The following is a 26,144-nucleotide window of genomic DNA, read 5'->3' on the forward strand; positions in this document are numbered from 1 at the left end:
CCTCACCGTGTGCAGCCGAAGCGGTAGAGCGCCCACCCCTTGGCATAGTCGGCGCGATCCGAGTAGTCGCGCACCTTGACGAGCGTGCCGTCGACCGTGTACTTGGCGATGAGATCCTCGCGATGGAACGGATCGTACTGCTGGCGGAACGTGAACATCTGGAGGCTTGGCGCCTGACCGCCCATCACGAGGAAGTATTCGGGCTTGTCCTGTTCGATCGGGCAGACCGTGTTGAGCAGGGTCGTCTTGTCGCCGGAGTCGAACGCACGCTCGACCGCGCCGAAGATCGCGCCGTTCTTCTCGGCCATCGGATTGTAGATCGGGTAGAGCATGTTCACGTCGAACACGGTCTTGCCATACATCGACCCGTTGAGCGGATCGGAGATGACCGCCGCTCCCGGTTCGACCGTACGTGCCACGTCGGCGAGAATGCCGTACTTCGTGTCCGTGAGCTGCTCGTCGGGCTGGGCGTCGGTCAGGGTCATGTTCGCGTAGATGTCGTGCGCGAGTCTGGCGCGATTCGCGTTGCCCCAGCCGGTGATCGACCCGTCGGGCCCGCTCGTCACGCCGCCGAACTGCGCGCCGACGGCGAACGCGGCAAGGGCGGCGACCATGATCGTCGAGATGGTGCGGCGGGCGCGGAACGGATGCGGGGATGGGATCGTCGTCTCATGCAGCGCACTCGCGGCGAAGACGAGCAGGGCGACGATCGCGAGCGGGATCATCGTGAGAGGTCTGGTCTCGGCGCGATACCACGCGGCCGCCACGATGTTCGGAAACCACCCGGTGAGCGCGGTCGAGCACACGTAGAGCAGCCCGAACAGCACCACGACCAGCAGCACCGAAATCGCATCCTTGCGCAGGAAACCCGTCTTCTCGGTCACAACCGCAGCAATCGTCACGACTACGGCCGCGACCACCGCCACCGCCATCACGATGCCCGCGGGCCCGTCGATGTTGTCGGTGACGAACACGCGCAACGCGTCGGGAACCGTGCGATTCGGCACGAACGTGTGGAACCAGTCGCCCGGATTGAAGTAGCGGCTCGACTTGTAGTGCGTGATCATGTACGCGAGGAACGCGCCCGCGCCGAGCACGCAAGCGGCGAGCGCGGCGAGAATGAATCGCCACGGCAGTCGCATGAGCAGGAACGGGCCGATGAACAGCAGCCAGGTGAACGTCATGCGCGGGTGCGCGAACACGGTGATACCGCCGGTCAGCACGGTGATCGCGCTCCAGCGGATGATCGCGGATCGCGCGACGATCGCGTCGAACAGTCGCAGCGTCGCGTACAGCCAGAACGGCAGCAGCGAGAAGGCGAGGCCGTAGGCGACGAGCGGGCCGGAGGCGAGCATCTGGAACGGATGGCTGGCCGAGGCAACCGATAGCAGCGGCACGATCAGCGCCATCGCACAGGGGAAAAGGCGGGACGGCGCACGGGCGTCGCGCAGGCCGCGGCAGGTCCAGTACGAGGCGAGCAGCTGCATGCCGGCCGGCCAGACGAGTCCCGCGCCGGCGATCCACACGACGTTGAACGCGGTGTAGATGGTCATCTCAACGCCGACAAGCCGCGCGATCGCGATCAGTCCGGCGGCGAGCAGGTGGAACAGCGGCGGATAGTACGCGTCGTTGGGCCACAGGTGCGTGGCCGCGCCGATTCCCTCGTCGAGAATGCGTCGGATGAAATAGTAGTGGGCGGGCGCGTCGATCTGATGCAGCGGATACTGCCACGCCGCGGATCCCTTGGGGAACCACGCGACGACCACGGCGAATGCGAGCAGCACGCCGATCGTCATGCACGTGGGCAGGGCGACGAGCTGGGCGAGACGGCGCGGCATGACAGACGCGCCGGACGTGGACGTACCGGACGTGGACGTGTCGGAAACGGTGTTCATCGACTTGATCGACATGTGACGGGCGGCTCCGAATCGCCCGGATCAGTCGTCGAGATCGAGCGTGTCCGGCAGCGGGGCCGGCATCGGGCGCCACGAGCGGTCGTGCAGGAGCTTGCGCGAATCCCACCAGCCCTTGGCGATCTGCACGATGCCGGTCCTCAAGTGCTCGCGATCGACCATGACGAGCCGGATGAGCTCCTTGGCGGCGGTCGCGGCGGTGCCAAGCGCGAAGAGGAACGGGCGATAATCGCCGTAGACCATGAAGTAGCGGGCCATGTAGCCGCGATTGCGCATGATGTGGTAGCGGTTCATATCGGACGTGGAGTTGAGCTGGCGCACGCCGGCGATGTCCCAGTTGCCGATCTCGCGCGTGCGGCGCAGCACCACGTCGGGCACGACGATCGGGGCGGTGACCTTGCTCGCGCGATAGCCGTAGATCGTGTCGTCCCAGTAGATGAAGAAGCGCGGGTCGGGCAGGCCGATCGCCTTGACGACGCGGCGGTTGAACAGGCCGCCTTCGAAGCACAGCGTGTTCATCGTGCGGTATCCGGCGCGGCCGAAGGCGGCCGGGGCGATCGGGTTCGGGATGCCCAAGCCGATGCGGAAGTCGTACTGCCAGTAGAACGGGCCGCCGTCGTAGTCGAAGCGGGAGCCCTGGATGACCTCGTGGCGCAGGGTCCACGGGGCGAGTTTGGCGATCGCGTCGGGCAGGACGGCGACGTCGTCGTCCATCACCCAGAACCATTCGGCGCCCAACTGGTACGCCTTCTTGACGCCCGCGGAGAAGCCGCCCGCGCCGCCGAGATTCTCGGTCTGCGGCGCGTAGACGACGCGCGACTGGTTGCCGGACCGGTCGGCGACGGTCCTACCCCACTGCGCGTTCGCCTTGGCCTCGAGATCGGCGACCATGGACTTCGTCTCGTCGGACTGCTCGTTGTCCACGACGATGACGCGCCACGGGGCCTGTTCGAGCGCGAGAATCGACTCGAACAGAGTGGCGAGCAGGTTCTGGCGCTTGTACGTGGTGATGACCATCGCAAGGTGGTCGATGGACTTGGGCGTCTTCTTCACATCAGTCATGTGCTTTATTCTCTCACTACGCCCCGCCACGGCCCTCGCGCCCAATCAGCAATGAATCCGTAATCCCCAAAACCGTTGCGGCGCAACACAACACGCCGTATGGTGGCAGATTTTGCAGAAGCTGGTATTGTATGACGAGTTGCGTTCGAAGCCTGCTTGTCTAGGGGCGGAGAGACAACACGGAGGATTCGCCTAGTGGTCTATGGCGCACGCTTGGAAAGCGTGTTGGTGGAACAGCCTCACGAGTTCGAATCTCGTATCCTCCGCCATCGCCCTTTTCCCACCCAAAGGAAAAGGGCTTTTTCATTGCCGAAGCAGCAGTATTTCAACGATTCTGAATTGTTCCGACGATTTGTCCGCCTTCCGTTTTGACCCGTCTTAGTATCCTGCGGCGCACTGCCTACGGAGAACCGGAACACTGGAAGACACAGGTCATCCACCAGCATGTACGCACAAGAAGCCATGGAGGGCCCCTCGCGAGCACCGCCCCGAACCCACACCCGAACCTAGGAATCTTACCCACACCCACTTCCTAGGTTCCCAGGTAACTTCCCAAGTAACTTCCTAGGTTCAAGTCCCACCACGCAAACATATATCATATGCAATACATCTGATATACTTTTGATGGAGGTGCAGCATGGTCACATCAACATACCGCGTGGACGCCGAGCTCAAACGTCAGGCCGCGGAACTGTATGAGTCGATGGGGATGAGTCTGAACACGGCCATCAACGTGTTTCTGCGTCAATCGGTGCGGGAGCATCGCATGCCGTTCCAGCCCAGTCTGGAACCGGTGTTGCCAGAAACCGGCTACGTCGCACCCAACGGAATCACGTACAAGGGATTGGACGATAGAGGGTATCCGGTAATCGATGTCCCCGAAAGCATGGTCGTCGAGCCGAAACGCGATCAGGACGGCACCCCTGTGCTCCCGCAGTCCTGGAAGGACTGACCAGTGGATGACCGTCCAACGCTGCAGCCCGTACCGCACACGCTGCAGACATTCGACGTGTACAGGATGCCGGTCAGGTTCGAGGAGGACAAGACCAGATCCCGCAACCATTACGTAGCATGCATCATCGTGGACGCTGACAATGACGGTGGCGTCGCGGTGAAACTGACCAGCAACCCCACATGGCGCGGCGACGGCGATATCCGACTGCTGGACTGGGAGCAGGCCGGCCTCTCGCACGAGACCACGGTCCGATGCTCGCAGCTGGTCAGGTTCAGGCGCGACGATCTGCAGGGTTACACGGGCACACTAAGCAAACAGGACGCCATACGCTTGGTGACGGCCCTCAACTCGGTCCCACTCAACCGGAAAATATGGCTATAGTCGTCATCAACACAATGCCGCCACAACCCGTCACGACACGCCGTGGACGTGGTAACGGAGGTGGTATGGCGGAGGCGTGAAGCCCGTGGACACCAAGCGGCAGTAGCACTGAACTCCGGTGAAGGTTGGGGTCTCGTATCCTCCGCCATCGCCTTTTCCCACCCAAAGGAAAAGGGCTTTTTTCACTGCCAAAACGGCGGTATTTCAACGATTCTGAATTGTTCCGCCGATTTGCACACTCCCCTATGGTTCGTCTCGGCATCCCCCGTGGGACTCAACACGACAAAATCGATTTCCGGCCCTGAATCCCACGAAACCGAGGGACTCAACACCAGCCTCCGCGATTTTCACACTGAGTCCCACAACAACACCCGCCCACACCGACACCGGGCCCGAAACAACCAACCAACACCACCACAAAACCGCGGAACTCCAACGATCCACCAATCCACGACCAACAGGCGACCGCGGGGCAGGCGCCCAAACCGGGGGACTCAACGCAGACACCCCGGTTTCTCACGCTGAATCCCCCGAAACAAGCGAACACCGGTCCTACAATGAAACTCATGACGCTTCGCATTGCTCCGATTGAACCGCAGTGGTTTGAGCAGAAAGCACAAGTCCAGTCACGTACATGGCGTGAGCTGAATCAAGGCCACATCCCGCAGGAAATCGTGGACGCGATCACCCCTGATTTCGCACTGAGACTGACGCGCAACGCTGCAAACAACAGCAATCAAGCGACATTGGTGGCGTTGGACGACAATCAGATAATCGGATTTGCAGAACTGCTGCGCACCCCACGACCGCCGATCAACCGGCCCGACGCGGCGGAACTGGCCTCGCTCTACGTGCTGACCGCCCATCACCGCAAGGGCGTCGGACGGATGCTGGTCGAAGCCGGCAAACACGCGATCGGCAACGATCGACTTGCCTTATGGGTGATGGCATTCAACGCGAACGCGCAAGGATTCTACCGACACATCGGATTCCACGAAACCGGCCACACACAAACCGAAGACATGGGACCAGAACTGGAAATGATCAACTACACGGACGAACCCAATCAACAGTAAAACCTGACACCATGTCTCATACACAGGTCCACAGCAATGCGAGACCTCCAAGAGACGGTAATCCCCCGGCATTTTTCGTTTCAGAACAATGCGCCAAAGCGGTAGAAACATGACGGGACCGTGCCCCGCCGGAATCAATGCCCGAACAACTCGAAATATCTGGCGCTATGGCCTATTCGGAGGCTTCTGCTGTTTTCGTGGGTTAGGGGTTGGGTTTCGGTAGTCGGATGTCGAGTCCGCCGCATCGAAGCATGACCAGGGCGATGAGGTTGTCGACGTGGTGGAAACCGTAGGCCATGCGGATGGTGACCTTGATGCGGTTGTTGAACGCCTCGAGCCTCGCGTTCGAGTACCCCAGCTCGATGGTCCTGAGGATGTCGGGACGCCGCCTGCGGATCTTTCTGGAGAGCTCGACGATCTCGGGGATTCGGCTGTGGGACGCCCAGAACACCCAGTGTCTGAGTTCCGCGGTGGCCTGTTCGATGGGGTGCTTGAGCAGGGTCCGCAGGAGCTCCTTGAGTTGCCAGGCCCGGTAGAGCTGGCCCCTGGGGTCCGTGTTCCTCAAGGCCGCGAGGGATTCGTCCTGCCGTTCGGTCAGGCCGTCGGGGTTCTTCAACACGGCGTACTTGGCGCCGCGCATGCGCTTCGTCCCCTCGTCGTCGCCGTCGCGCCTCGCGTCGTTCCACAGGCGCTTGCGGACGTCGTCGAGCGCGCCGGTCATCCAGGAGACGATGTGGAACCCGTCGAGCACGCGCTCCGCGGCGGGGCACCACTCGCCGACGCACGAGTCGATCCACTTCGCGCCGTCGCCCGTGACGACCCGGATGGAGGCGCGCTGCTCCGGGGTCAGCCGCCGGAAGAACAGGTCGAACACGTCCCTGCCGTACCCGTCGTGCGCCCAGATCACGCGCCCGCGCTCGTGGTCGACGACGACGGTCAAGTACGTGTGGCCCTTCCTGTAGCTGGTCTCGTCCACGCCGATGGCGTGCAGCCCGTCGAACGGCGAGGGCGCCGACGCCCTGAGTCGGCCGGCGACCCTGCGGGCGATGTCGCCGGCGGTCCTCCACGCCACGTGCAGGAACCCGCTGACGGTCTTCTGGTTGGCGACGGTCATCAGCCACGCGCACTCCGCCTCGAAGTCCCGGGTGAACCTGCTGCCGGGCTCGGCCCACGGCACTTGGGCGACGACCACGCCGCACTTCGGGCAGTCCACCCTGGGCATCATGGCGACCAGTTCGACCCGCCAGCATCCGAAGTCCTGGTGGCGCCAGCGGCGCACGCCGCCGCCGCGGTCGTAGCCATGCCGGCGCTTGCCACATCTCGAGCATCTGAGCTTGCCCGCGCGCGGGCGGACCCGCACCTCGAGCACGGGTTCGGGGCGCATGGGACCGTCGACGATGCGGACGTTCTCGACGACCATGCCTTTGACGTTGAGGAGCTGTTTGAATATGCTGTTCATCAGGCGCTTTTCGGTTGTGTTTTTCTTGGTCGATGAACATCCTAACCAAAAAGCGCTCTTCTCTTACCGGTTCAACGCCTCACCGGCAAACAACCACCCACGAAAACAGCAATAGCGCCCCTATTCGCCATATGGTCCCATGAATCGGGAGCCGTTGAAGTGCATCATGTGATCAGGCGTATCGGCACACCATGCCTCCGTCTCCCATGCGAGCATGGCGAGGTACTTCTGCATAATTTTGCGGCTCGGGAAACACGAAACGAGCACGACCTTATCCCACTGATCGGCGAACAGCTCGTGCAGTTCAGCTTTTCGCGTCACATCGACAGGGCCATGTGTGCTGGCGGCTTCCATAAGAAACAGCCAGCCGCGTTGGGCATCCCATGCAATCACATCAGGGGCCTTCTCGCGGGCCTTGAGCGTGATACCGAGTTCGTCCATGAGTTCGCCATCGACAACGCCGTGCTTATGGTCGGTGTCATCGATATAAGCAATCTTGCAGCCGGGGGCGAATCTCGGCAGCATCTCCTCGATCATCGCCTTAATCAGTACCGACTGGCCACTGGGAGACAATTCGAGAGACGTGCCGGATGGCAATGTGACCGGAGTTTTCGGCATGTTGCGCCGTTCCTCAGTCAATGACGCGTACGAGACATGTTCGAGCAGGAATCGTTCCAGCTCGGACTCGAAGCCCGATTCACCACGATTGCGGAATACCTCAAGCGCCGCATCGGTCACACGATAATTCCACTTCGGGGAATTAATCGGACGGTCGGGCCTGTCCGCGTTCTCTTCGACGATTCCGGCCATGACGAATTGGTGCAATGTGAAGCGTCGAATCGTTTCACGGGTATTCGGCTTATAGTCCACACCGAATTGGTCACGAATCCAGTCCATGATCGCGCGCGTGCCCAGCATGGGATTCGTGGCCTTACTCCAGGAATCTCCCTCCTTGAGCTGCAGTAATGCCAGCAAAGTCATGGCGCTGCGCTCGTTCAACTGGTCCTTGCCGACCTCGAAATCACGCAGCGCTTCCAGCGCTTCGTCAATCAGCTTGCCTGCGCCCATGAAAACAATCCTCCAATCACCGCGTCGATGCGGTTCTGACTCACATCGTTCCCAATCGTCAGACGATCGGACAAGGCCGCCAACTGGGCCTTCGACGGACAGGGCATCTGCCGCAGATCGGTCGCATTGACCTGCGTGCTGCCGGATACCTGCCGATACCACTCATCGACGATCGAAGACGACAGCCACAGCGTCAACCCACGCGCGGCCTTGTCATCCAACGGCACCGTCTGCCGCGACGTACCCTGATGCACGTAGTTCAGCTTGTTGTCGGCCACGAATTCCACGTCACTACGCAAGTACGACGCATAGATACGATGACGCTGCTCCTTGGACGAGAACCGATTCACCAAGCAATAGCTGCCGGCGGGCAGCACGACATTGCGGGCATCGGCCTTACCCGTCACCCACTGCTCGCGATCGCACTCGACCGGATGAACCGTCATCATGCCGTTCTGATTGTCCGACCAGTACAGCGGGTGCCCGTCCGGCTCCTCCACGTTCGAGAGCACGTCACGATTGCGGAACCACACCAGCTTGCCCGTGGACACCCATAGCCCCTGTTCGGCCATCGTCTTGAACTCTGACAAGCGCGGATCCTGCCGCTGGATGCGCACGATACGATCGCGGCCCATCAGCAGCGCCTTGAGTATCACCGATTCATGCGGCTGCTGTTCCAACGGCCGTGCGGGCGTGGCGTCGGCATACACCGTGACCTTCTTGACTTGCGGCCGCTTAGACACCTTCACCAGCATGATCTCCTGCAGGATGTTCATGTCCTTGAAATGCTCCTGACGCGACCCATACACGGCCAGCGCGTCGAGGCTGCACTCGTCCAGCATCCACTTGCGGAAATCCTTGAAATAGTCGCCGTTCATCCAGGAACGCGGGATGATGGCGACGCATTCGCCGCCTTCGTCCAGCGCCTGAATGGCGGTCACCATGAACGCCGTATACAGGTTCGTGACCTTCACGCCCCCGCCACTCGTGGCAATCACGGTCGGGCTGATTTTCTTATACGGAGGATTCAAGATCACACGATCGAACCGGGCGTCCAGCAGCACATCGAAGATCGACTTATTGATGACCTCAACATCGTCGCACGCCTGACGCAGTGACGACTCGGAAGCCTGAGCAAGATCAGCATCCTGTTCGATGGCGACGACACTGCTCCCCCACGCAGACCGATTGGCCGTCACCGCGCTCAGGATACCCGAACCGGAGCCAAGATCGAGAATCCTCACCGGTTTGTCGGTTGGTGTGAACAAACCCACCGCCTGCTGCGCAACCGGCATGGGCGTCAGGAACTGCTCCCACTGCTGCTGACGCTCCGGCGAAAGCGATGCAGCAGCCTCGTTGCGAATCTGCGCGATGGTCTTGGTCATACATACCACGATAAACTGTAGCCACGAAAGCGCAACGCTAAGATGGATAGTTATCAGCGTCAGTCTTACCGGCAATGCCGCCTGCCAACCATCACGCGACACGCCGCGAACGTGGTGATGGAGGTGTTATGGCTAAAGCGTAAGGTCCGCAAATACCAAGCGGCAGTAACGCTGATCCCTGATGAAGGTTGGGGTCTCGCATCCTCCGCCATCGCCCTTTCCCACCCAAAGGAAACGGGCTTTTCCATTGCCGAAACGGCGGAATTGTATTTGATTTTCGCCCCCGTTCGACTTCATACCCATGTCAATCAATGATATACTGTGAGCTGTTCGATAGGCCTGACCTATCGGTTGCTTTCACCGGCCCGTGTCCTGCATTGGAGGCGGGCCGAGTGCTTTCAGGAACCAGTGTGGATTACGGAGAGAGCGGACACCTCCGTTCCCGCATAACCCCTGGGCACAACCCACACCCATGTATCAACGCGACTGTGGGTTGTGGGGTACATGAGCCGGAAACCGGCAGTGCCAGCCCACAATCTTTCACGCGACACGCCGAGAAGAGCGGTAATTTGAGCGGTAAGGCAGTTGGTCGGTACGACGTTTTCCGTTGGAATACCGCCAGTTCTTCGGCTTGAAGTTGTGAATCTCGTATCCTCCGCCATCGCCCTTTTCCCACCCAAAGGAAAAGGGCTTTTTCATTGCCGAACGGCGGAATTCCACAAAATCATTAAGTTAGGGGCCCAGAATTACGCATATGTACATACAGCACGGGCACGGAAGCCGTTGGCCGTTCCAGCCCAGTCTGGAACCGGTGTTGCCAGAAACCGGCTACGTCGCACCCAACGGAATCACATACAGGGGATTGGACGATAGAGGGTATCCGGTAATCGATGCCCCCGACAGCATGGTCGTCGATCCGAAGCGCGATCAGGACGGCACCCCTGTGCTCCTGCAGTCCCGGAAGGACTGACCAGTGGGCGACCGCCCGACGCTGCAGCCCATGTCGCACACTGCTACATGCCTGTGTAGCGTACCCACCGGCCACGGCCGATGACTTTCAGCCTCCCGCCCTTAACAAGCTTGGACAACTGGTAGTACGCCTGATTGGCATCGATATGCAGTAGCTCCATGACATCCGCCCGCGTGGCATCACCCTGCTCCGCAACCAATTTCATGATGAGTTCCGGCCACCGTACACGGTCGATGTCCGTCTGACGCACGTATTCGATGGTCTTGCCCGTGCGCCTGTACACCTTGGAACCCAAGGTGTAGGCACGGCTGAAGCCATTGCCGGAACCCTCAATCAGTCCCGACTCCGTAAGCTGCCCGAGCATGACACGCAGACGCTGCTCGCTCATATCGAGCTCCTTGTGCATGGTCTCGAGGGTGCAACGACGCTCGTTCTTGAGCATGTTCAGGATCAGCAAACCGTTGACCGGCATCGTCTTGCCTGTGCGCTCCTGTTCTTCGGCCAGCATCCGCACAAATTCGACGTCGGGCGCACTACGTTGCAGATACACGGATACGTTCCGCTCATTCGATGCCGTGTAATCGGGCAACGGACGGCCATAGTGCAGCGATCCCTCGTAGATACGGTCGATACCACGTCCCGTACGCTCGGCCAGTCCGGTACGCTTAAGCGCATCCATCAGACAAGGATTACGTCCATGAGGTTCAGCGGTAAGTAGGTTGTGGATGTTGATGCCTTCCACGAATCCGCCGGGATTGGCGATAGTCAATCCGGCATCGTCCAATTGCACACGCACACGCCCGAGCAAGGTGTAGTCACGATGGCCGAACGCATTCACCAACGCCTCACGGAACGCTCTATGGTCGAACTCCGGCACCATCGTAGAGAACAGGCCGACGGATATCTCGACGCTCGGGTTCCAAGGGGAGAACATATCGTTGATCTGCTCGATGGTTCTCAGCAGCGGCCCACCATAGTCCTGATTGACCTTGACGTCCGTACCGGACATGACCTGGAAGGAAGCCCGATGGGTCGGCACGAAACGTTTCAACGATTCCACCTTGCCCAACAACAGCAATCCGGTCAACGTCGGCATCGCCTTGCCGTCGACGGTCACCGTCAACTGCAGGGATTTCTCCAACTCCTCGTCGGTGAGCTCCAGCAGATTGCGGTCACTGGACTGGTAGGTACCGATGATTCGGCGCAAACGTTCACGCTCGAGAGGATCGAAATCGTCACGGGTCGCGTCCGGCACCGGTTGCGCCGAGAAATCCAAACGGCCTAAATCGGACAAGCGCGTGGCGATCTCATACGGATACATCGGCACGCTTTCCGGCGTACCGTCCACCTTCATGCGGCGACGCAGCACCTTGCCCGATTTGGTGGAGACCACACTACGTGATTTCGGCACATCGATCTGCATCACCGGCACTTCCGGAGTCCCGACGATTTGAGTACGTGCGGAGACCGGCGGAACTGTGCGATTGGCAATCATCGCCGCCAATCCGACCGCATCCTGATGCACCTTATCGAGGCCAGTCGGAGTGCCATCATCCTCGACGCCCAAGTACACCGTGCCGCCATCCGAGTTCGCCAGCGCCACAACTGCGTCGAGCAGGTCATCATCAGGCAATCGCTTCAGATCGCTCTTGAATTCCAGCGACAGCGTTTCTTTGCCGTATTCATGCGCCATAGCACGCTCCAATCCGCCGCATTGTTATTGATACACTGAACTCTACACTGAATTAAGTGTAGAATAACTGAATTCAGTGTATTCAGTGCAGAATTCAGCGAAAAGCAATGTTGCGACGACACAGCCGACATGACGAACGTGTCTCGCATCCTCCGTGGGACTCAACACGACAAAATCGATTTCCGGCCCTGAGTCCCACGAATCCGAGGGTGGCGTTGGACGACAATCAGGTAATCGGATTTGCAGAACTGCTGCACACCCCACGACCGCCGATCAACCGGCCCGACGCGGCGGAACTGGAAATGATCAACTACGCAGGCGAACCCAATCAACAGTAAAGACCTGACCATGTCTCATACACAGGTCCGCAGCAATGTGAGACCTCCAAGAGCCGGGAACCCCGGCATTTTTATTTTCAGAGTTTCATCGCCCGGATAGGATTGCGGAACCGGGAACTAACGCAATGTCGGACGCACGGCGGCGATTACAGGAGATACCCACCGGTAAGCCAATAGGCCGTCGCGTCGGCAGTCAGCAGGATGGCGACAACGATCAGCGCGCCATGCAGCACGCAGTTGAACATCGTCAGGTTCCGCGCCTTCCACTCGTCCAGTCTGGCGGCGAGCGCGTCGAGGCGATTGCATCGGATGGCTGCATACACGACCATCGCCAGACATTGACTGACCACGAACCACAGGGCCAGCAGCAGCGCGGCCATGACGACACTATGCGATTCCCCTCCGATGAGCATCACCGCATAGAACGTGGGATCGGTAAACGAGGTGACCGCGAACACGAAGCCCACGGCTATATGTCCCAACGCACCGCCGCGGACGGCTTCATGTGGCTGCTTCTTCTCGCGCTTGGGACCGGCAAAGACCCGTCTCGCCACCCAAAGCAGGATGACGACGGATACGGCAAGTTCCGCGATCGCCCAGAACCGACTGCCGTCATCAGGCAGGACGCTTTGCAGGAAACCGGCCGCCGCGGCTCCCATCGACGCCGCAAGCACCGTGCCGACAAGAATCGTGGAGATTGCGAACGACAGGAAGAACAATGTGATTCGGGACTTCCTCTCTCCTCGCAGCCTCATCGACATCATGTACGCCGCGGTGATGGGGTCGATGCCGAGCACTCCCAGCCCGATCGTATTCAGCATCCGGTGAGTCAACGCGTGGCCTCCAGCTCGTCGAGCTTGCGGCGGAAGGAATCAAGATAGCGGTTCACCAGTCGCAGTATCGCCTGCTGGTCCTCGACCGGCATCTCGTCGAACACCTCGCTTTCGGCGCGTTCGACCGGCAGCACCCGCTCGCGCATCACACGCTCCCCCTGCACGGTCAGATGCATGCGCATCTCCCGACCTTCGCCTTGACGCAGCTCGATCAGCCCGTCCTGCACCATCCTTCTGACGGACGAGTTCACCGTCTGCTTGTTCAGGCACGCATACCGGCACACGGCGGTCTGGGTGCATCCCTCCCCCAGAACCAGCATCGCCTGCAGGATGCCGTATGCGCTGTCGGACAGACCGCGGGCGACGGCTATCTCATGGTAGAGCCCCTCGATCTGCCGGTTCAGCCGATCGAACTCCCGCAGGGTCTCGTTCTGCCTGAATTCCATGATCACGCCTTCCGCTCGTATTTCGAGTATGAAATCATACTCATAGAATAGTATGATTTCATACTCGCGTCAACATCCACGCACGAGCCAGACCACGTCCAAACTCACCCAAATCGCATCCGCACCAGCTCAGCAAGGCATCCTGCCACCCAGCTGCATTTTCCGCCAATCGGACGCCGACCCGCAGGAGCACACACCGACTCACGACATGGATGGGGAAGCGCCTCCGCGGGCGACGCCCCTCTCCGCGACGGCGCTACCAGCGCACGGAGATGCGTTCGCCAACATGCGCGTCGGCGGGCGTCTTGGACAGCTCGTCGACGATGGCGATGGCGTAGTCGGCGTAGCTGATCGCTCTTTCGCCGTCCGCGTTCGTAGTGAACTCCTCACCCGCCAGCACATATTCGCCGGTGCGCGGGCCATCAGCCTGGAAGTCGGCGGCCGGCGAGACGTACGTCCACTTCACATCGGAACGCTTGCGCAGTTCGGCGAGCGATTCGCCCATCGCGGTGGCGAGCGGCTTGAACTCGGGCGGGAATCCCTCGGACTGGCTCAGCTGCAGCGTATGCGCGGCGTCGAGGTACAGGCTGCCGGCGCCGCCGACCACGATCAGACGGGTGTCGGTTCCGGAGAGGATGTCAGCCATGTGCTGGAGCGACGTGGAATGCTGATGCAGCGTGTCCGGCGCCCATGTGCCGACCGCGTCGAAGCCGGCCAGATCGGCCGCAGTCAGGTCGAACAGATCCTTGGACAGGACGTGCTGGGCGGCGGTCCTGTTCTCGCTGAGGACTACAAAACCAGACTCGCGGTCTGACGACCGCTTCCTCTCGCGCGACTTGGCACCCGCTGCCTCCGCCGCTTCCGCTTTGCTTGGTGCGATCTTTCATCGTCTTTTCCCGCGAAACTCTTGTGCCGCGTGGCCGAGACCGATAGCATCGCGACTCATGACCGACAACAATGCCCTCCCGCTTCCCCAGTCCGATCGCGACCCCGCGCACCTGCAGGGGCACTGGCTGCTGGCCCGCATCGGCAAGCGCGTACTGCGCCCCGGCGGCAAGAAGCTCACCGAACGCATGCTCGCCCACACCGAAATCGAAGGCAAGGACGTCGTCGAGTTCGCGCCGGGACTCGGCCTGACCACAAGGGCGATTCTGGCTCAGGGGCCGAAGAGCTATCGCGGCGTGGATCGCGATCCGCAGGTCGTGGACATCATCACCCGGCTGACGGCGGGACAGTCCGGACAGCGTCCCATCCCCGCGAGCTGCGTCCTGCGCGACGCCGCCGACACCGGACTTGACACGGACAGTGCCGACGTGGTGATCGGCGAGGCGATGCTCACGATGCAGAGCGATCGCGGCAAGCGGGCGATCATCGACGAGGCGCTCCGACTGCTGCGCGCAGGCGGCACCTACTCGATCCACGAGCTCGGACTGCAGCCGGATGATCTGGACGACTCCGTCAAGGACGAGATCCGCAAGGCGCTGGCCCGCAGCATCAAGGTGAACGCGCGACCGCTCACCGAGGCCGAATGGCGAGAGCTGTTGGAATCCGCGGGATTCGAGGTGCTGTGGAGCGGCAGGGAGCCGATGGCCCTGCTGGATATGCGGCGCAATATCGCCGACGAGGGCATCGGCGGCGTACTGCGCATCATGCGCAATGTGCTGGGGAACAAGGACATTCGTGCCCGCGTGCTCGATATGAAGTCCACGTTCGACAAGTATCGCGACGAGCTCACGGGCATCGCATTCGTGGTACGCAAGCCCGAGGCATGACATCGTGGCGTAAGATCACACCAAGTACAAAGGAGCACATCATGACCGATGACAACCAGCAAATCAAGCAGGGTTGCTGCAAGCAGGGCGACGGGCACAGTGGCCAGCATGGCCATCACTGCAAGTGCAGGCACGATGCCGAGGGCCACGCCATCGCCGTCGACCCGCATCTGGGTTATGTCGCCGAACTCGCCTCGCTGATCGACATCCAGGAGGAGGCCACCGTCTCACGAACGGTGCTGAGGGAGGATGGACTGCGCGCCGTGCTCTTCGCCTTCGACAAGGATCAGGCGCTGAGCGAGCACACCGCGGCCATGCCCGTGACGATCCAGGTGCTCGAAGGCCGACTGCGCATCGGCGGTGGCGAGCGCGAGGTCGAGCTCACCCCCGGCGGCATCGTCTATCTGAGCGCCCGTCTGCCGCACACCGTCTACGCACTTGAACCCAGCAAGATGCTGCTGCAGATGTTCGACAACCGGGGCTGAGCACCAGTCGGGTCCGACCATGAGTCCCGCGCCGGCCTAATCCCCCAAGGAACGTACGTAATCCCGATGAACGTACGCTGACTCCCGCTCAGCGTACGTCCGTCGGGAGGATAACCACTCGATCACCCGTTTTCGTACGCTCATCGCCATTCAGCGTACGTTGGCTGTGGCTCCTCCCCGGATAACCCCCGGGAACGTACGCCGCCTCTCGTCCGGACACCACTCGATCACCGAACACCATCCGGCACCTTCCTGCCCACGGCTCAGCGTACGTTGTATGTGGCCTTTTCACATACCGTACGAAGGATTCCTCCCCAACCATGACATCGCATCTCGCCGAAGCCGGTCGCACGCTGATCCCGCGCAAGGATGACAGGTACGGCCTGCTCTCCCCCGCGCTGGTGATCCTGACGTACGTCGCGGGACTGGTGGATGCGTTGAGCTACCTGGCGTTGGGACATGTGTTCGTGGCGAACGTGACCGGCAACATCGTCTTCCTTGGCTTCTCGATCGCCCATGCGCAGGGGTTCGTCTGGTGGACGTCGGCATTGACGTTGGTCGCGTTCATGGTCGGCGCGTTGATCGGCGGGCGCATCATCCACTATTTCGGCCATCATCGCGCCCGCCATCTGCTGGTTTCGACCGGCGTGCAGGCGTTGTTCGTGATCGCCGCGCTGGTCGGCATCCGTCTGCTCAACCAGTTCATGCCGGCGGCCGCCACCTCATCCGGCCCGAGTCTCAACTTCCCGACCGCGAACCATATCGATCTGCACATCATCCTGCTGATCGTGCTGCTCGCCCCCGCGATGGGCATCCAGAACTCGACCGCCCGCAAATTGTCGGTTCCGGATCTGCCCACCACGGTTCTGACGATGACGCTGACCGGCGTCGTCGCGGACACCTCCGCGCACGGCCACGAAAAGTCGAAGCTGGGCCGTCGCGCAGTGGTGATGGTCGCGTTGGCGCTTGGCGCGCTGACCGGCGCGCTGCTGCAGACGCACGGTCATGAGGATGTGATTCTGATGGTGATGATCGGCTGTCTGCTGGCGGTCATGGCGATGATGTTCCCGCATCTCACCTCGACGGCACCGTGGGCCACCGGTCAAACCCACCACTCACAACATCACACGCGCATGGCCTCCTTTGCGGCCTCGACCTGATCGGCGCCGCCCTCGCCGCTGGCGATGAATCGCCCGGAGGCGAGCACGTAGTAGCGGTCCGCGCGTTCGACCGCGAACTGCACCTTCTGCTCGACCAGCACCACGCCGATGCCCTTCTGCTCGGCCATCGTGCGGATCGCCTTCTGGATCTCCGCGACGATGTTCGGCTGGATGCCTTCGGTCGGCTCGTCGAGGATCATAAGCTTCGGACGGGTGATCAATGCGCGGGCGATCGACAGCTGCTGGCGCTGGCCGCCGGAGAGCAGTCCGGCCCGGCGTCCGGCGAACTCCTTGAGAATCGGGAACATCTCCACGGCCTCGTCATAGCGCGCCTTCGCCTCGGCACCGTACCGGTCGGCGACCACATGCAGGTTCTCGTCGACGGTCATCGTGCCGAACGACTGCTGCCCCTGCGGCACGAACGCCATGCCGCGTCGGATGCGCTGGTTCGGCGCGATCTTGGTGATGTCTTCGCCGTCGAACGTGATCGATCCGGACGTGACCGGCAGCAATCCCAGCAACGCCTTGAGCAGCGTGGTCTTGCCGGCACCGTTGTTGCCGACGATGCTGACCCACTGGCCAGCCGCCACGTCGAAGCTGATGTCGTTGACGACCGTCACCTTGCCGTAGCCGGTGTTGAGGTCCTTCACTTCCAGCATTGCCATCACTGATCGCCTCCTCCGAGGTAGATGTTCACGACTTCCTCGTTGTTCTGGATCTCCTCGACCGAGCCTTCGGCGAGGATCTCACCCTGATTGAGCACGGTGACGGAGTCGGCGAACTGGCGCATGAACTCCATATCGTGTTCGACGATGATGACCGTGCGGTTCTTGCTGCATCGCTTGAGCAGTTCGCCGGTCTGCACGCGTTCGGCGGGCGTCATGCCGGCGACCGGCTCGTCGAGCAGGAGCAGGTGTGCGTCCTGCACGAGCAGCATGCCGATCTCCAGCCACTGCTTCTTGCCGTGCGGCAGGATGCCGGCGGGCGTGTTCATGTCGTCGGTCAGGTTGCACACGTCGAGCATGTACTCGATGTTCTGCGAGACGCCGCTGACCGTGCGGAACAGGTCGCGGCCCTTCTTGCGGAATCCCTCGGCGAGCTGGAGGTTCTCCAGCACGGACAGCTCCTCGACGACGGACGCCGTCTGGAACGTGCGTCCGACGCCGAGTTTGACGATGTCGTTCGGCTTCCTGCCCAGCAGCTCCTCGCCGCGGAACTTCGCCGATCCGGTGGCCGGCACGAGGCCGGTGATCGCATCGATGATCGTGGTCTTGCCGGCGCCGTTCGGGCCGATGAGGAAGCGCAGGTCGCCGTGTTCGACGGTCAGGTCGAGGCTCTTCACCGCGACGAATCCGTCGAATTCGACGTGGAGGCCCTTGACCTCCAGATAGTCGTTCCATTGGCCGCCGCGATCGTCGAGCACCGCAAGCTGGTCATGCAGCTTGGTGCGTTCCTCGACGATCTCGGCCTTCATGGCCGCGGCCTCGTCGCGCATGCGCTTGGCTTCGTCACGCATCTGCACCATTTCGGCGCGCAGCTGTTCCAGATCCTCCTTCGAGGCGGGAGTCGTAGGGTTCGAGCTCATGTTCCTCTCCTCACTCATGCGTTCACCGTTGCGGTCTTCGCAACGCCGGTCGTCGTATCAGCGGCCCCGGCAGCCGCACCGATGGCCCCGGCACCGCCGAGTCCCAGCTTGTCCTTGATCCACGGCCATACGCCCTTGAACTGTCCCAAGCCCATCGGCACGAACGCGATGACCAGGATGAAGATCAGGCCCTCCAGGTACGTCCATGCGGACGGATACGCCTCGGACAGCTGCGTTTCGGCGAAGCGGATGATCAGCGTGCCGACCAGCGGGCCGAGCAGCGTGGTGCGTCCGCCGATGACCACGCCGGCGAGCATCAGGATGGACGGCGTCACGCTGATGTCGGAGGGCGAGATGATGCCGACGACCGGCACGAACATCGCGCCGCCGATGCCGGCGAACATGGCCGCCATCGAGAAGGCGAACACCTTGATGGATGCGGGGTTGTAGCCGAGGAACTTCATGCGGTTCTCCTGATCGCGCACGCCGATGATCAGGTTGCCCATGAACGAGCGGCGGATCCAGTAGACGATGAGCACCATGGCCAAGGTCAGGAACGCGCAGATGTAGTAGATCATGCGCTTGTTGGCCGGGTCGGTCAGATCGTAGCCGAAGAAGCCCTTGAAGTCGTTGAGGCCGTTGGTGCCGCCGGTCGTCTTGGACTGGCCGATGAGCAGCACCGCGAAAGCGGCGACGAGCGCCTGCGACAGGATCGCGAAGTACGCGCCCCTGACGCCGCGGCCGAACACCGCAAGGCCCAGAATCGCGGCGATCGCTCCCGGCACCGCGGCCACGCCGATCACGGCGATCACCGGGTTGCGGAACAGCTCCCAGAAGCCCGGCACCTGCGTGATGCCGTACTGGGCCATGAAATCGGGCACCTGACCGGGGCCGATGTCCTCGAGCTTCATGTGGATGGCCATCACGTACGCGCCGAGACCGAAGAACAGTCCCTGGCCGAGCGTCAGCATGCCGCCCTGCCCCCAGGCCAGTCCGATGCCGATGGCGACCATCGCGTAGCACAGGTACTTCGACAGGAGGCCGAGGTTGTACACGTTCAGCACCGCGGGCGCGAGGAAGATCAGCACGATGGCGATGACCGCGCCGATCCACGGCTTGTATTTGAGGTAGAAAGCACCAATACCAGTAGCGTTCATTTGTTATTCCCTCTCTTCGACGTTCACGCGGTTCACGCGAGGTTCCTCGAACGGATGGCGACCAGTCCCTGCGGACGGAACTGCAGGAAGATCACGACGATCAGGAAGACGGCCACCTGTCCGATCGATGCGGAGGTCGGCAGCTCGATCGAGGACTGGCACAGGCCCAGCACGAAGGAGGCGATGACCGCGCCCTTCAGCTGGCCGACGCCGCCGGCGACGACCACGAGGAAGGCCTGCACGATGAACGTGGTGCCGAAGTTGAAGCTGATCGAGTTGAGCAGGCTCAGCGCCACGCCCGCGATGCCGGCGATGCCGGAGCCGAGGAAGAACGTCACGTGGTCGACGGTCTTCGTGGAGATGCCGGACACCTCGGCGAGATCGCGGTTCTCGGAGGTCGCGCGGATCTGGCGGCCGAGCGGTGTGAGCTTCAGGACCGCGTACAGCGCGGCCACGCACACGATCGACAGGATGAAGATGAACAGTCGGCCGGCGGAGAAGCTGTAGCCGAACACCGTGACCGGGTTGGTCAGCGCGTCGGGCGCGGAGGCGTAGACCGGGGTCGCGCCGAAGATGTCACGCGCCAGCTGCTGGAGTACCAGCGATACGCCGAAGGTGACGAGCAGCGTGTCGAGCGGGCGATTGCGCATGCGTTCGAGCAGCAGCACGTCGAGCAGCAGGCCCAGCAGGCCGGCAACGACGAATCCGACGACGAGGGCGACGCCCAACGAAACGGTCTTGTTGCCGATGACCGTGCTCATCACGTACGCGGTGTACGCGCCGGCCATCATGAACTCGCCGTGGGCGTTGTTGATGACGCCCATCTGGCCGAAGGTCAGCGACAGGCCGAGTGCGGCGAGCAGCAGGATCGATCCGTTGGACAGACCCGCTACGATCTGAGGAAATAGCATATCCATTGTTTCGTGTCCTTCTCTCTCGTCAGTTGCTCGTACCGGAGTCTTCGACGCTCAGACTCTTCGCCCAGTCGTAGGTCTTCAGATACGGATCCGGCTGGATCGGGCCGTCGGACTTCCACACGGTGTGGATGAGCTTGTCGGTGCCGATCTTGCCGATGTACGAGGTCTTGTAGATGTGGTGGTTCTCGCCGTCGACCTTGACCTTGCCCTCCGGCGCGTTGAAGGTGACGCCGTCGGCAGCCGCCTTGACCTTGTCCACATCGAACGACTTGGCCTTCTCGACCATGCCCTTCCACAGGTAGACGGAGGTGTATGCGGATTCCATCGGGTCGGAGGTCGGGCGGTTCTGCCCGTACCTGGCCTTGAAGTTCTTCACGAACGTCTTGTTCTGCGCGTTGTCGAGCGTCTGGTAGTAGTTCCAGGCGGTCAGCTGGTCCTTGACGTTGTCGACGCCGATGGCGGAGACCTCCTCCTCGGCGATGGACATCGAGATGACCGGTACGGTGTCCGCCTTGAGGCCGGACGCCTTGTACTCCTTGAAGAACGCGACGTTGGAGTCGCCGTTCAAAGTGTTCACGACCGCGTCCGCACCGGAGAACTTGAGCTTGTTGACGATGGTGGTGAAGTCGGTGGAGCCCATCGGGGTGTACTCCTCGCCGACGACCTGCATGCCGTTGCCCTCCGCGTACGCCTTGACCACGCGGTTCGCGGTCTGCGGGAACACGTAGTCGGATCCGACGAGGAACAGCTTCTTGTAGCCCTTCTCCTTGAGGTAGTCGAGGGCGGGCACGATCTGCTGGTTCGGAGCGGCTCCGGAGTAGAAGATGTTCGGGCTCGCCTCCATGCCCTCGTACTGCAGCGGGTAGAACAGGAGCGCGTTATCGGCCTCGAACACCGGCAGCATGGCCTTACGCGAGGAGGAGGTCCAGCCGCCGAACACCGCGGCCACGCACTCCTTCTCGATCAGGGTCCTCGCCTTCTCGGCGAACACGGCCGGCTCCGACTTGCCGTCCTGCTGGACGACCTCGATCTTCTTGCCGAGCACTCCGCCCTTGGCGTTGATCTCGTCGACCGCCATGTGCAGCGAGTCGGAGACGGTCTGTTCGGAGATCGCCATCGTGCCGGACAGCGAGTTGACGAATCCTACCTTGATGGTGCTGCCGGACGTGTCGACGCACGACGTGGCGTTCGCCGATCCGCCGTTGCCGGCCGCGTCGGCGGCCTCCTTCTCGGCGACCGTACGCCCCCAGCCGCAGCCGGCGGTGGACAGCACTGCCGCGAGCACGCATGCCGCGGCCCCCAGTCTGGCACCTATCTTCCTGGCACGTGATGTAGTCATACGGTCCCTCTCTTTTTACGCGTACGACGTGGTTGACGTCCGTTGGTTGGTTGACACAATGTGTTGACAACGTGTTGTCGCGTTATGTGAGGTGCGCGGGACCACGCCGGATGGGCGCCGCCCCGCGCACCACCCTGAACGCTTGTAGGGGACAGCATCGCACCTCCCGCTTTCCCCGCCGTTGCCCTGATGTTTCCTTCACATCTCATTGATGTCCATTACGTAAACGACGTCATCCCAATTTCCCGGCTCCCTTTGGCGGACCGTTGCCGTGAATCAAACAGCGGAGCTGTTTGCAGGCAACGTGCGAACCGATAGGCGAGCCACCAAAAACCGCGCGCGGCGCGTCCCAACTTCCCTGGCTCCCCTTGTCAGGGGAGCTGGCCCGCAAAGCGGGACTGAGGGGTAGTTGCCGTGGCGAGCAACCACATGCCGCCGACAGCGGAATCACTCTTCCCAGCAACCTCCGCGACTGCGATAATGGCCGTATGACCACACATTCTGATGATGTTGCCGCCGTCAACGAGACGGTCGCCACGCTGCTCAACCGTCGTTCCATCCGCAAGTTCAAGGCCGATCCGATCGACGACGACACCCGCGCCGTATTGGAGACCGTCGCCCAGCACGCCGCCTCCAGCCAGTACCTCAACGACTGGTCCGCGATCCGCATCTCCGATCCGTCCATCAAGGCGAAGTTCGCCGAGATCGGCCATCAGCCGTACATCGCGGAGGCGCCGCTATTGTATCTGTTCATCCTCGATGAGCAGCGCAACGCGCGCATCGCCGAGCGCAAGGGCGTCGACACGGACTCCCCCGACTGGGGTCTCGCGTCCAGCTACCGGTTCACGCAGGCGCAGAACGACGCCGTGCTGGCTCTGCACGCGATGGAGACCGCCGCGTACTCGCTCGGCCTCGGCTGCGTGATCCTCGGCTCATTGCTCAATGACATTCCGGAACTGATCGAGCTGTGCCACCTGCCGAAGTACACGTACCCGGTATTGGGCCTCGCGATCGGCAAGCCCGATCAGGAGCCGGCATTGAAGCCCCGCATGCCGCGCACGATGCAGTTCTTCGAGAACCAGTACCCGGCCGCGGACGATGCCGCCTTATTGGATGGACTTGATGAGTTCGACGGGACCGTGCATCAGTACTACGATCTGCGCAACACCGACCGTCCGGTCGACGCCTTCAGCGACCAGATCGCCAAGGTCAGCACCCAGAACGTGAATGACAAGTCGTTGTTGGACAAGGCCACAGCCCAAGGCTTCCATCTGGAGAAGTAACCTTCCGACATAACGTGTATTATGTCAACAGGCTCCGATAGGTCCCGGTCTCCACTGAACAACCCCTGACAACGGTCAGGAAGGAGTACGTTCGACCGGACATTCTTAGGCAACTTCCGGAAGAACGTACTCCTACGATCGGTAGGCGTACGTTCCCCCGGAAGATCCATGGACACACCCGATGGAACGTACTCCTACGACTAGTAGGCGTACGTTCTTCCGGAAGATCCATGAAAACACCCGGAGGAACGTACGCCTACGACGGGTAGGTGTCGACGGCGGCAAGCCAACGGACGGCGTCGCCGTACTACAGTGGAGCCCATGTTCACCTTCGAACAATTGACACGCTGCAATCGGACCGAACTCGCGATATGCCGGTTCGTCTCCACGCATGTGGAATCGGTGGCGTATATGTCGGTGCGCGAGCTGGCCGCCGCCACGTACGTATCCCCGTCCACCATCATGCGTTGGTGCGTGAAAATGGGGTTCGGGGGATTCGATTCGTTCAAGGCCGCGGTACGGGGAATGGCGTCGGCACCGGTCATCACCCCGATTCCCCAAGCCGATCTGGGTGAATTGTCCTTGTTCTTTTCACGCGCCGACTCCCCCGCGTTCGAGGCCATGCTCGGCGAGGCGACTTCACTGTTGGAACATGCCGATCCGATCGTATTCGTCGGCGAGGGCTCATCCGGCACAATCGCCGATTACGGGGCACGTCTGTTCGCCAATCTGGGATTGTTCGCCATCGGTCTGACGGATGCGTTCTATCCGATCGCCACGTTCGCCCGCCAATCCATGGCGGTCATCGCCGTGTCGGAGAGTGGCGAGACGCCGAAGCTTCTGGAGCTGATGGAGGGGTTCGCCTCCCGTGGTGCGACCCTGCTCGCGTTGACGAATGCGACAGACAGCACGCTTGCCGCGATGTGCGATTGGTCGTTCGCCGCTGGATTGTCGTCCGAACGCGTCAATGGCGGATACAACGCGACCAGTCAGCTGCCCGCCGTATTCGTCATCGAGTCGTTGGCACGGCGTCTGGTCAAACTGCGGAATGATCGGAATCAGGGCGATCGGAACCGTTAATCGGGCGCAATACGCGGCACGGATTGCCGACCGCGACCACGTTCGCAGGGATGTCATGCGTGACGACCGATCCGGCGCCGATCACCGTGCCGTCGCCGATGGTCACGCCGGGAAGCACGATGACGCCGCCGCCCAGCCAGCAGCCGCGGCCGATATGAATCGGCTTGGCATACGTGTTCCAGCGGTAGTGTGCATCCCCCGGTTTCCAGCCTTCGACAAGACGATCCGCGAGCTCGACCGGATGCGTGGCCGTGTACAACTGCACGTTCGACGCGATCAACGTGTCCGATCCGATGTCGATCGTGTTGCAGTCCACGAACGTGCAGTTCATGTTGACCGACACGTTGCTGCCGATGCGGATATTCCGCCCGTAATCGCAGATGAACGGCAGTCCGACCGACACGTTCTCTCCGATCTGCCCGAACAACGATTCGAGGATCTCGCGTTTGCGGGTCTTCGCGTCGTAGGGCAGTCGATTGTACTCACCCAATAGTCGCCTAGCCGTGTTCTTGTAGTCGAGGAATATGGCGTCGTGACAGTCGTAGATCTCCCCTGCCATGCACTTGTCGAGCTCGTTCATGTCTGTCTCCTTACTCCTGTACGTCGAGACGGCGGTCGTGCCAGTAGTATTCGCGATCGTGCTCGCCGATCGACCGCACGACTCTGCACGGTACGCCGACTGCGACGACGTTCGCGGGGATGTCATGCGTGACGACCGATCCGGCGCCGATCACGCTGTTCTCGCCGATGGTGACGCCGGGCAGGATGCTCACGTTGGAGCCGACCCACACGTTGCGTCCGATGTGCACGGGCATCGCGTACGTATAGTGATGCTCGCGCATGATCGGCAGAATCGGGTGACCGGCGGTGGCGATGGTGACCGACGGGCCGAACATCGCGTAGTCACCGATCCAGATCTCAGCGTCGTCGACCATGCTCATGAACGCGTTGATGTAGATGCCCTTGCCGAGGTGGACACGGCGGCATCCGTTGTTCGCGTGCAATGGAGTCTCGATATGCACGCCCTCCCCGACCTCGGCGCACATGCCCTTGAGCAGTTCGGCACGATGATCCTGCTCGGTGGGCTTGGTCTGGTTGTACTCCCACAGCTTGTTCTGCCATTCGAGCTGTCCGTCCATAATGGCCGGATCGTCATAGTGATACGGCAGCCCCATGTCCTTGCGCGCCACATTATCCATGTCATTGTCCATGTCATTCGTGCCCATATCCTTCACCGTCATTCGTGCCCATATCCTTCACCGCCATACTCGTGTATCTGTCGTGTATCTGTCCCATCAACACAAGACACCATTTATGGTATCGATATCACCGTGAGGGGATAATCAAACAAACCGGGATAGGCACGTTCCGTACCATACACGGAACACAGGGGGTTACTGTGGTTCCAACCCGTAGAAAAACACAACCCCGTTAATAGGGGAACCATCCGGTAGTGGGAACCATCAGTGGTTGGGGAACCATCAGTGGTTGGGGAACCATCAGTGGTTGGGGAACCATCAGTGGTGGAACCGTCAGTAGGGGAACCATCGGCGTACGTTTCCCCGGATGTTTTCAGTGGCCTTCCGTCCAACCGTACTCCTACCAATCGTAAGCGTACGTTCCTCCGGGTGTTTCCAACCCGTTTCCGGCCGAACGTACTCCTACCGGCCGTGAGTGTACGTTCCTCCGGAAATCGGCCCAAGAACGTCCGATGGAACGTACTCCTGACCGTTATTACCGGGGCCGGATCCTCCCTGGGGCCGGAAAACAAAGGATCCCTGGGGTTT

26 protein-coding genes and 1 tRNA gene are annotated in these 26,144 nt (G+C 61.4%); 11 read left to right on the forward strand and 16 right to left on the reverse strand.

Annotated features, from left to right (window positions below):
• Positions 1-2 precede the first annotated feature (2 nt).
• Both BW11_RS10140 and BW11_RS10145 read right to left on the reverse strand, forming a co-directional pair.
• Positions 3-1,910, reverse strand: a complete 1,908-nt coding sequence (locus BW11_RS10140) for a DUF6541 family protein (RefSeq protein WP_258184659.1) — start codon at positions 1,908-1,910, stop codon at positions 3-5.
• Between the two features lie 27 nt (positions 1,911-1,937).
• Positions 1,938-2,975 (reverse strand): glycosyltransferase family 2 protein, encoded by a 1,038-nt coding sequence (locus BW11_RS10145; RefSeq protein ID WP_107044388.1) that lies wholly within the window; start codon positions 2,973-2,975, stop codon positions 1,938-1,940.
• Positions 2,976-3,156: 181 nt separating this feature from the next.
• Between BW11_RS10145 and BW11_RS10150 the strand changes: the two genes are divergently transcribed.
• The 4 genes from BW11_RS10150 (at position 3,157) to BW11_RS10165 (ending at position 5,387) form a co-directional block, all read left to right on the forward strand.
• Positions 3,157-3,244: transfer RNA gene (locus BW11_RS10150), tRNA-Ser, on the forward strand.
• Between the two features lie 368 nt (positions 3,245-3,612).
• Positions 3,613-3,927 carry a type II toxin-antitoxin system RelB/DinJ family antitoxin gene (locus BW11_RS10155; RefSeq protein ID WP_140445615.1) on the forward strand — a complete coding sequence of 105 codons (315 nt, stop codon included), beginning with the start codon at positions 3,613-3,615 and terminating at the stop codon, positions 3,925-3,927.
• Between the two features lie 3 nt (positions 3,928-3,930).
• The gene (locus BW11_RS10160; protein WP_140445616.1) at positions 3,931-4,311 is read left to right on the forward strand and encodes a hypothetical protein; all 381 of its coding nucleotides are present in this window, start codon (positions 3,931-3,933) and stop codon (positions 4,309-4,311) included.
• A 566-nt stretch (positions 4,312-4,877) separates the two neighbouring features.
• Positions 4,878-5,387, forward strand: coding sequence for a GNAT family N-acetyltransferase (locus tag BW11_RS10165; protein WP_140445617.1), 510 nt, complete (start codon positions 4,878-4,880; stop codon positions 5,385-5,387).
• 202 nt (positions 5,388-5,589) lie between these two features.
• Here BW11_RS10165 and BW11_RS10170 read toward each other — a convergent pair whose 3' ends face one another.
• From BW11_RS10170 to BW11_RS10180, 3 genes are all read right to left on the reverse strand, one after another.
• Entirely contained in the window at positions 5,590-6,846 is a 1,257-nt protein-coding gene (locus BW11_RS10170) for an ISL3 family transposase (RefSeq protein ID WP_219846757.1), read from the reverse strand.
• Between the two features lie 120 nt (positions 6,847-6,966).
• Positions 6,967-7,914 carry a BsuBI/PstI family type II restriction endonuclease gene (locus tag BW11_RS10175; RefSeq protein ID WP_140445618.1) on the reverse strand — a complete coding sequence of 316 codons (948 nt, stop codon included), beginning with the start codon at positions 7,912-7,914 and terminating at the stop codon, positions 6,967-6,969.
• Complete coding sequence (locus BW11_RS10180) at positions 7,896-9,299, reverse strand: Eco57I restriction-modification methylase domain-containing protein (protein ID WP_140445619.1); 1,404 nt, start codon at positions 9,297-9,299, stop codon at positions 7,896-7,898. The genes BW11_RS10175 and BW11_RS10180 overlap by 19 nt, the downstream gene beginning before the upstream one ends.
• A 42-nt stretch (positions 9,300-9,341) precedes the next feature.
• On the opposite strand from BW11_RS10180, the gene BW11_RS10185 reads away from it, so the two are divergent.
• Complete coding sequence (locus BW11_RS10185) at positions 9,342-9,614, forward strand: hypothetical protein (RefSeq protein ID WP_140445620.1); 273 nt, start codon at positions 9,342-9,344, stop codon at positions 9,612-9,614.
• A 698-nt stretch (positions 9,615-10,312) separates the two neighbouring features.
• Here BW11_RS10185 and BW11_RS10190 read toward each other — a convergent pair.
• From BW11_RS10190 to BW11_RS10210, 4 genes are all read right to left on the reverse strand, one after another.
• Complete coding sequence (locus BW11_RS10190; RefSeq protein WP_140445621.1) at positions 10,313-11,962, reverse strand: RNA-binding domain-containing protein; 1,650 nt, start codon at positions 11,960-11,962, stop codon at positions 10,313-10,315.
• Positions 11,963-12,446: 484 nt separating this feature from the next.
• Positions 12,447-13,097: a hypothetical protein gene (locus BW11_RS10200; RefSeq protein ID WP_219846758.1), complete on the reverse strand. Its 651-nt coding sequence runs from the start codon at positions 13,095-13,097 to the stop codon at positions 12,447-12,449.
• Positions 13,098-13,129: 32 nt separating this feature from the next.
• Positions 13,130-13,579 carry a MarR family winged helix-turn-helix transcriptional regulator gene (locus BW11_RS10205; RefSeq protein ID WP_140445623.1) on the reverse strand — a complete coding sequence of 150 codons (450 nt, stop codon included), beginning with the start codon at positions 13,577-13,579 and terminating at the stop codon, positions 13,130-13,132.
• Positions 13,580-13,835: 256 nt separating this feature from the next.
• On the reverse strand, positions 13,836-14,225 hold the full coding sequence (locus BW11_RS10210) for an NAD(P)-dependent oxidoreductase (protein ID WP_258184660.1): 390 nt from the start codon (positions 14,223-14,225) through the stop codon (positions 13,836-13,838).
• Positions 14,226-14,249: 24 nt separating this feature from the next.
• On the opposite strand from BW11_RS10210, the gene BW11_RS11915 reads away from it, so the two are divergent.
• From BW11_RS11915 to BW11_RS10225, 4 genes are all read left to right on the forward strand, one after another.
• Positions 14,250-14,393 carry a hypothetical protein gene (locus tag BW11_RS11915; protein ID WP_258184661.1) on the forward strand — a complete coding sequence of 48 codons (144 nt, stop codon included), beginning with the start codon at positions 14,250-14,252 and terminating at the stop codon, positions 14,391-14,393.
• 130 nt (positions 14,394-14,523) lie between these two features.
• Complete coding sequence (locus tag BW11_RS10215) at positions 14,524-15,351, forward strand: class I SAM-dependent methyltransferase (protein ID WP_140445624.1); 828 nt, start codon at positions 14,524-14,526, stop codon at positions 15,349-15,351.
• 41 nt (positions 15,352-15,392) lie between these two features.
• Positions 15,393-15,836: a cupin domain-containing protein gene (locus BW11_RS10220; protein WP_258184662.1), complete on the forward strand. Its 444-nt coding sequence runs from the start codon at positions 15,393-15,395 to the stop codon at positions 15,834-15,836.
• A gap of 320 nt (positions 15,837-16,156) precedes the next feature.
• Positions 16,157-16,996 carry a YoaK family protein gene (locus BW11_RS10225; RefSeq protein ID WP_052119152.1) on the forward strand — a complete coding sequence of 280 codons (840 nt, stop codon included), beginning with the start codon at positions 16,157-16,159 and terminating at the stop codon, positions 16,994-16,996.
• Here BW11_RS10225 and urtE read toward each other — a convergent pair.
• The 5 genes from urtE to urtA are packed head-to-tail and all read right to left on the reverse strand — an operon-like array spanning position 16,960 to position 21,994.
• A complete protein-coding gene (gene urtE, locus BW11_RS10230; protein ID WP_258184663.1) occupies positions 16,960-17,661 on the reverse strand; it encodes an urea ABC transporter ATP-binding subunit UrtE in 702 nt (233 codons plus the stop codon). The two genes, BW11_RS10225 and urtE, sit on opposite strands and share 37 nt — an antisense overlap.
• The gene (gene urtD, locus BW11_RS10235; RefSeq protein WP_258184664.1) at positions 17,661-18,581 is read right to left on the reverse strand and encodes an urea ABC transporter ATP-binding protein UrtD; all 921 of its coding nucleotides are present in this window, start codon (positions 18,579-18,581) and stop codon (positions 17,661-17,663) included. The genes urtE and urtD overlap by 1 nt, the downstream gene beginning before the upstream one ends.
• Before the next feature lie 14 nt (positions 18,582-18,595).
• Positions 18,596-19,738: an urea ABC transporter permease subunit UrtC gene (gene urtC / locus BW11_RS10240; RefSeq protein ID WP_140445625.1), complete on the reverse strand. Its 1,143-nt coding sequence runs from the start codon at positions 19,736-19,738 to the stop codon at positions 18,596-18,598.
• Between the two features lie 32 nt (positions 19,739-19,770).
• Positions 19,771-20,655 (reverse strand): urea ABC transporter permease subunit UrtB, encoded by an 885-nt coding sequence (gene urtB, locus BW11_RS10245; protein ID WP_043165994.1) that lies wholly within the window; start codon positions 20,653-20,655, stop codon positions 19,771-19,773.
• A gap of 22 nt (positions 20,656-20,677) precedes the next feature.
• Positions 20,678-21,994 (reverse strand): urea ABC transporter substrate-binding protein, encoded by a 1,317-nt coding sequence (gene urtA / locus BW11_RS10250; protein WP_140445626.1) that lies wholly within the window; start codon positions 21,992-21,994, stop codon positions 20,678-20,680.
• 488 nt (positions 21,995-22,482) lie between these two features.
• Between urtA and BW11_RS10255 the strand changes: the two genes are divergently transcribed.
• Together BW11_RS10255 and BW11_RS10260 are read left to right on the forward strand one after the other, a co-directional pair.
• Positions 22,483-23,277 (forward strand): nitroreductase family protein, encoded by a 795-nt coding sequence (locus BW11_RS10255; RefSeq protein WP_140445627.1) that lies wholly within the window; start codon positions 22,483-22,485, stop codon positions 23,275-23,277.
• A 321-nt stretch (positions 23,278-23,598) separates the two neighbouring features.
• On the forward strand, positions 23,599-24,357 hold the full coding sequence (locus tag BW11_RS10260) for a MurR/RpiR family transcriptional regulator (protein WP_140445628.1): 759 nt from the start codon (positions 23,599-23,601) through the stop codon (positions 24,355-24,357).
• On the opposite strand, the gene BW11_RS11980 is transcribed toward BW11_RS10260, so the two are convergent.
• Together BW11_RS11980 and BW11_RS10270 are read right to left on the reverse strand one after the other, a co-directional pair.
• A complete protein-coding gene (locus BW11_RS11980; RefSeq protein ID WP_140445629.1) occupies positions 24,314-24,937 on the reverse strand; it encodes a sugar O-acetyltransferase in 624 nt (207 codons plus the stop codon). The genes BW11_RS10260 and BW11_RS11980 overlap by 44 nt on opposite strands.
• 10 nt (positions 24,938-24,947) lie before the next feature.
• Positions 24,948-25,598, reverse strand: coding sequence for a sugar O-acetyltransferase (locus BW11_RS10270; protein ID WP_258184665.1), 651 nt, complete (start codon positions 25,596-25,598; stop codon positions 24,948-24,950).
• Positions 25,599-26,144 lie beyond the last annotated feature (546 nt).

Source organism: Bifidobacterium sp. UTCIF-38 (genome assembly GCF_006454495.1).
GTDB lineage: Bacteria > Actinomycetota > Actinomycetes > Actinomycetales > Bifidobacteriaceae > Bifidobacterium > Bifidobacterium callitrichos.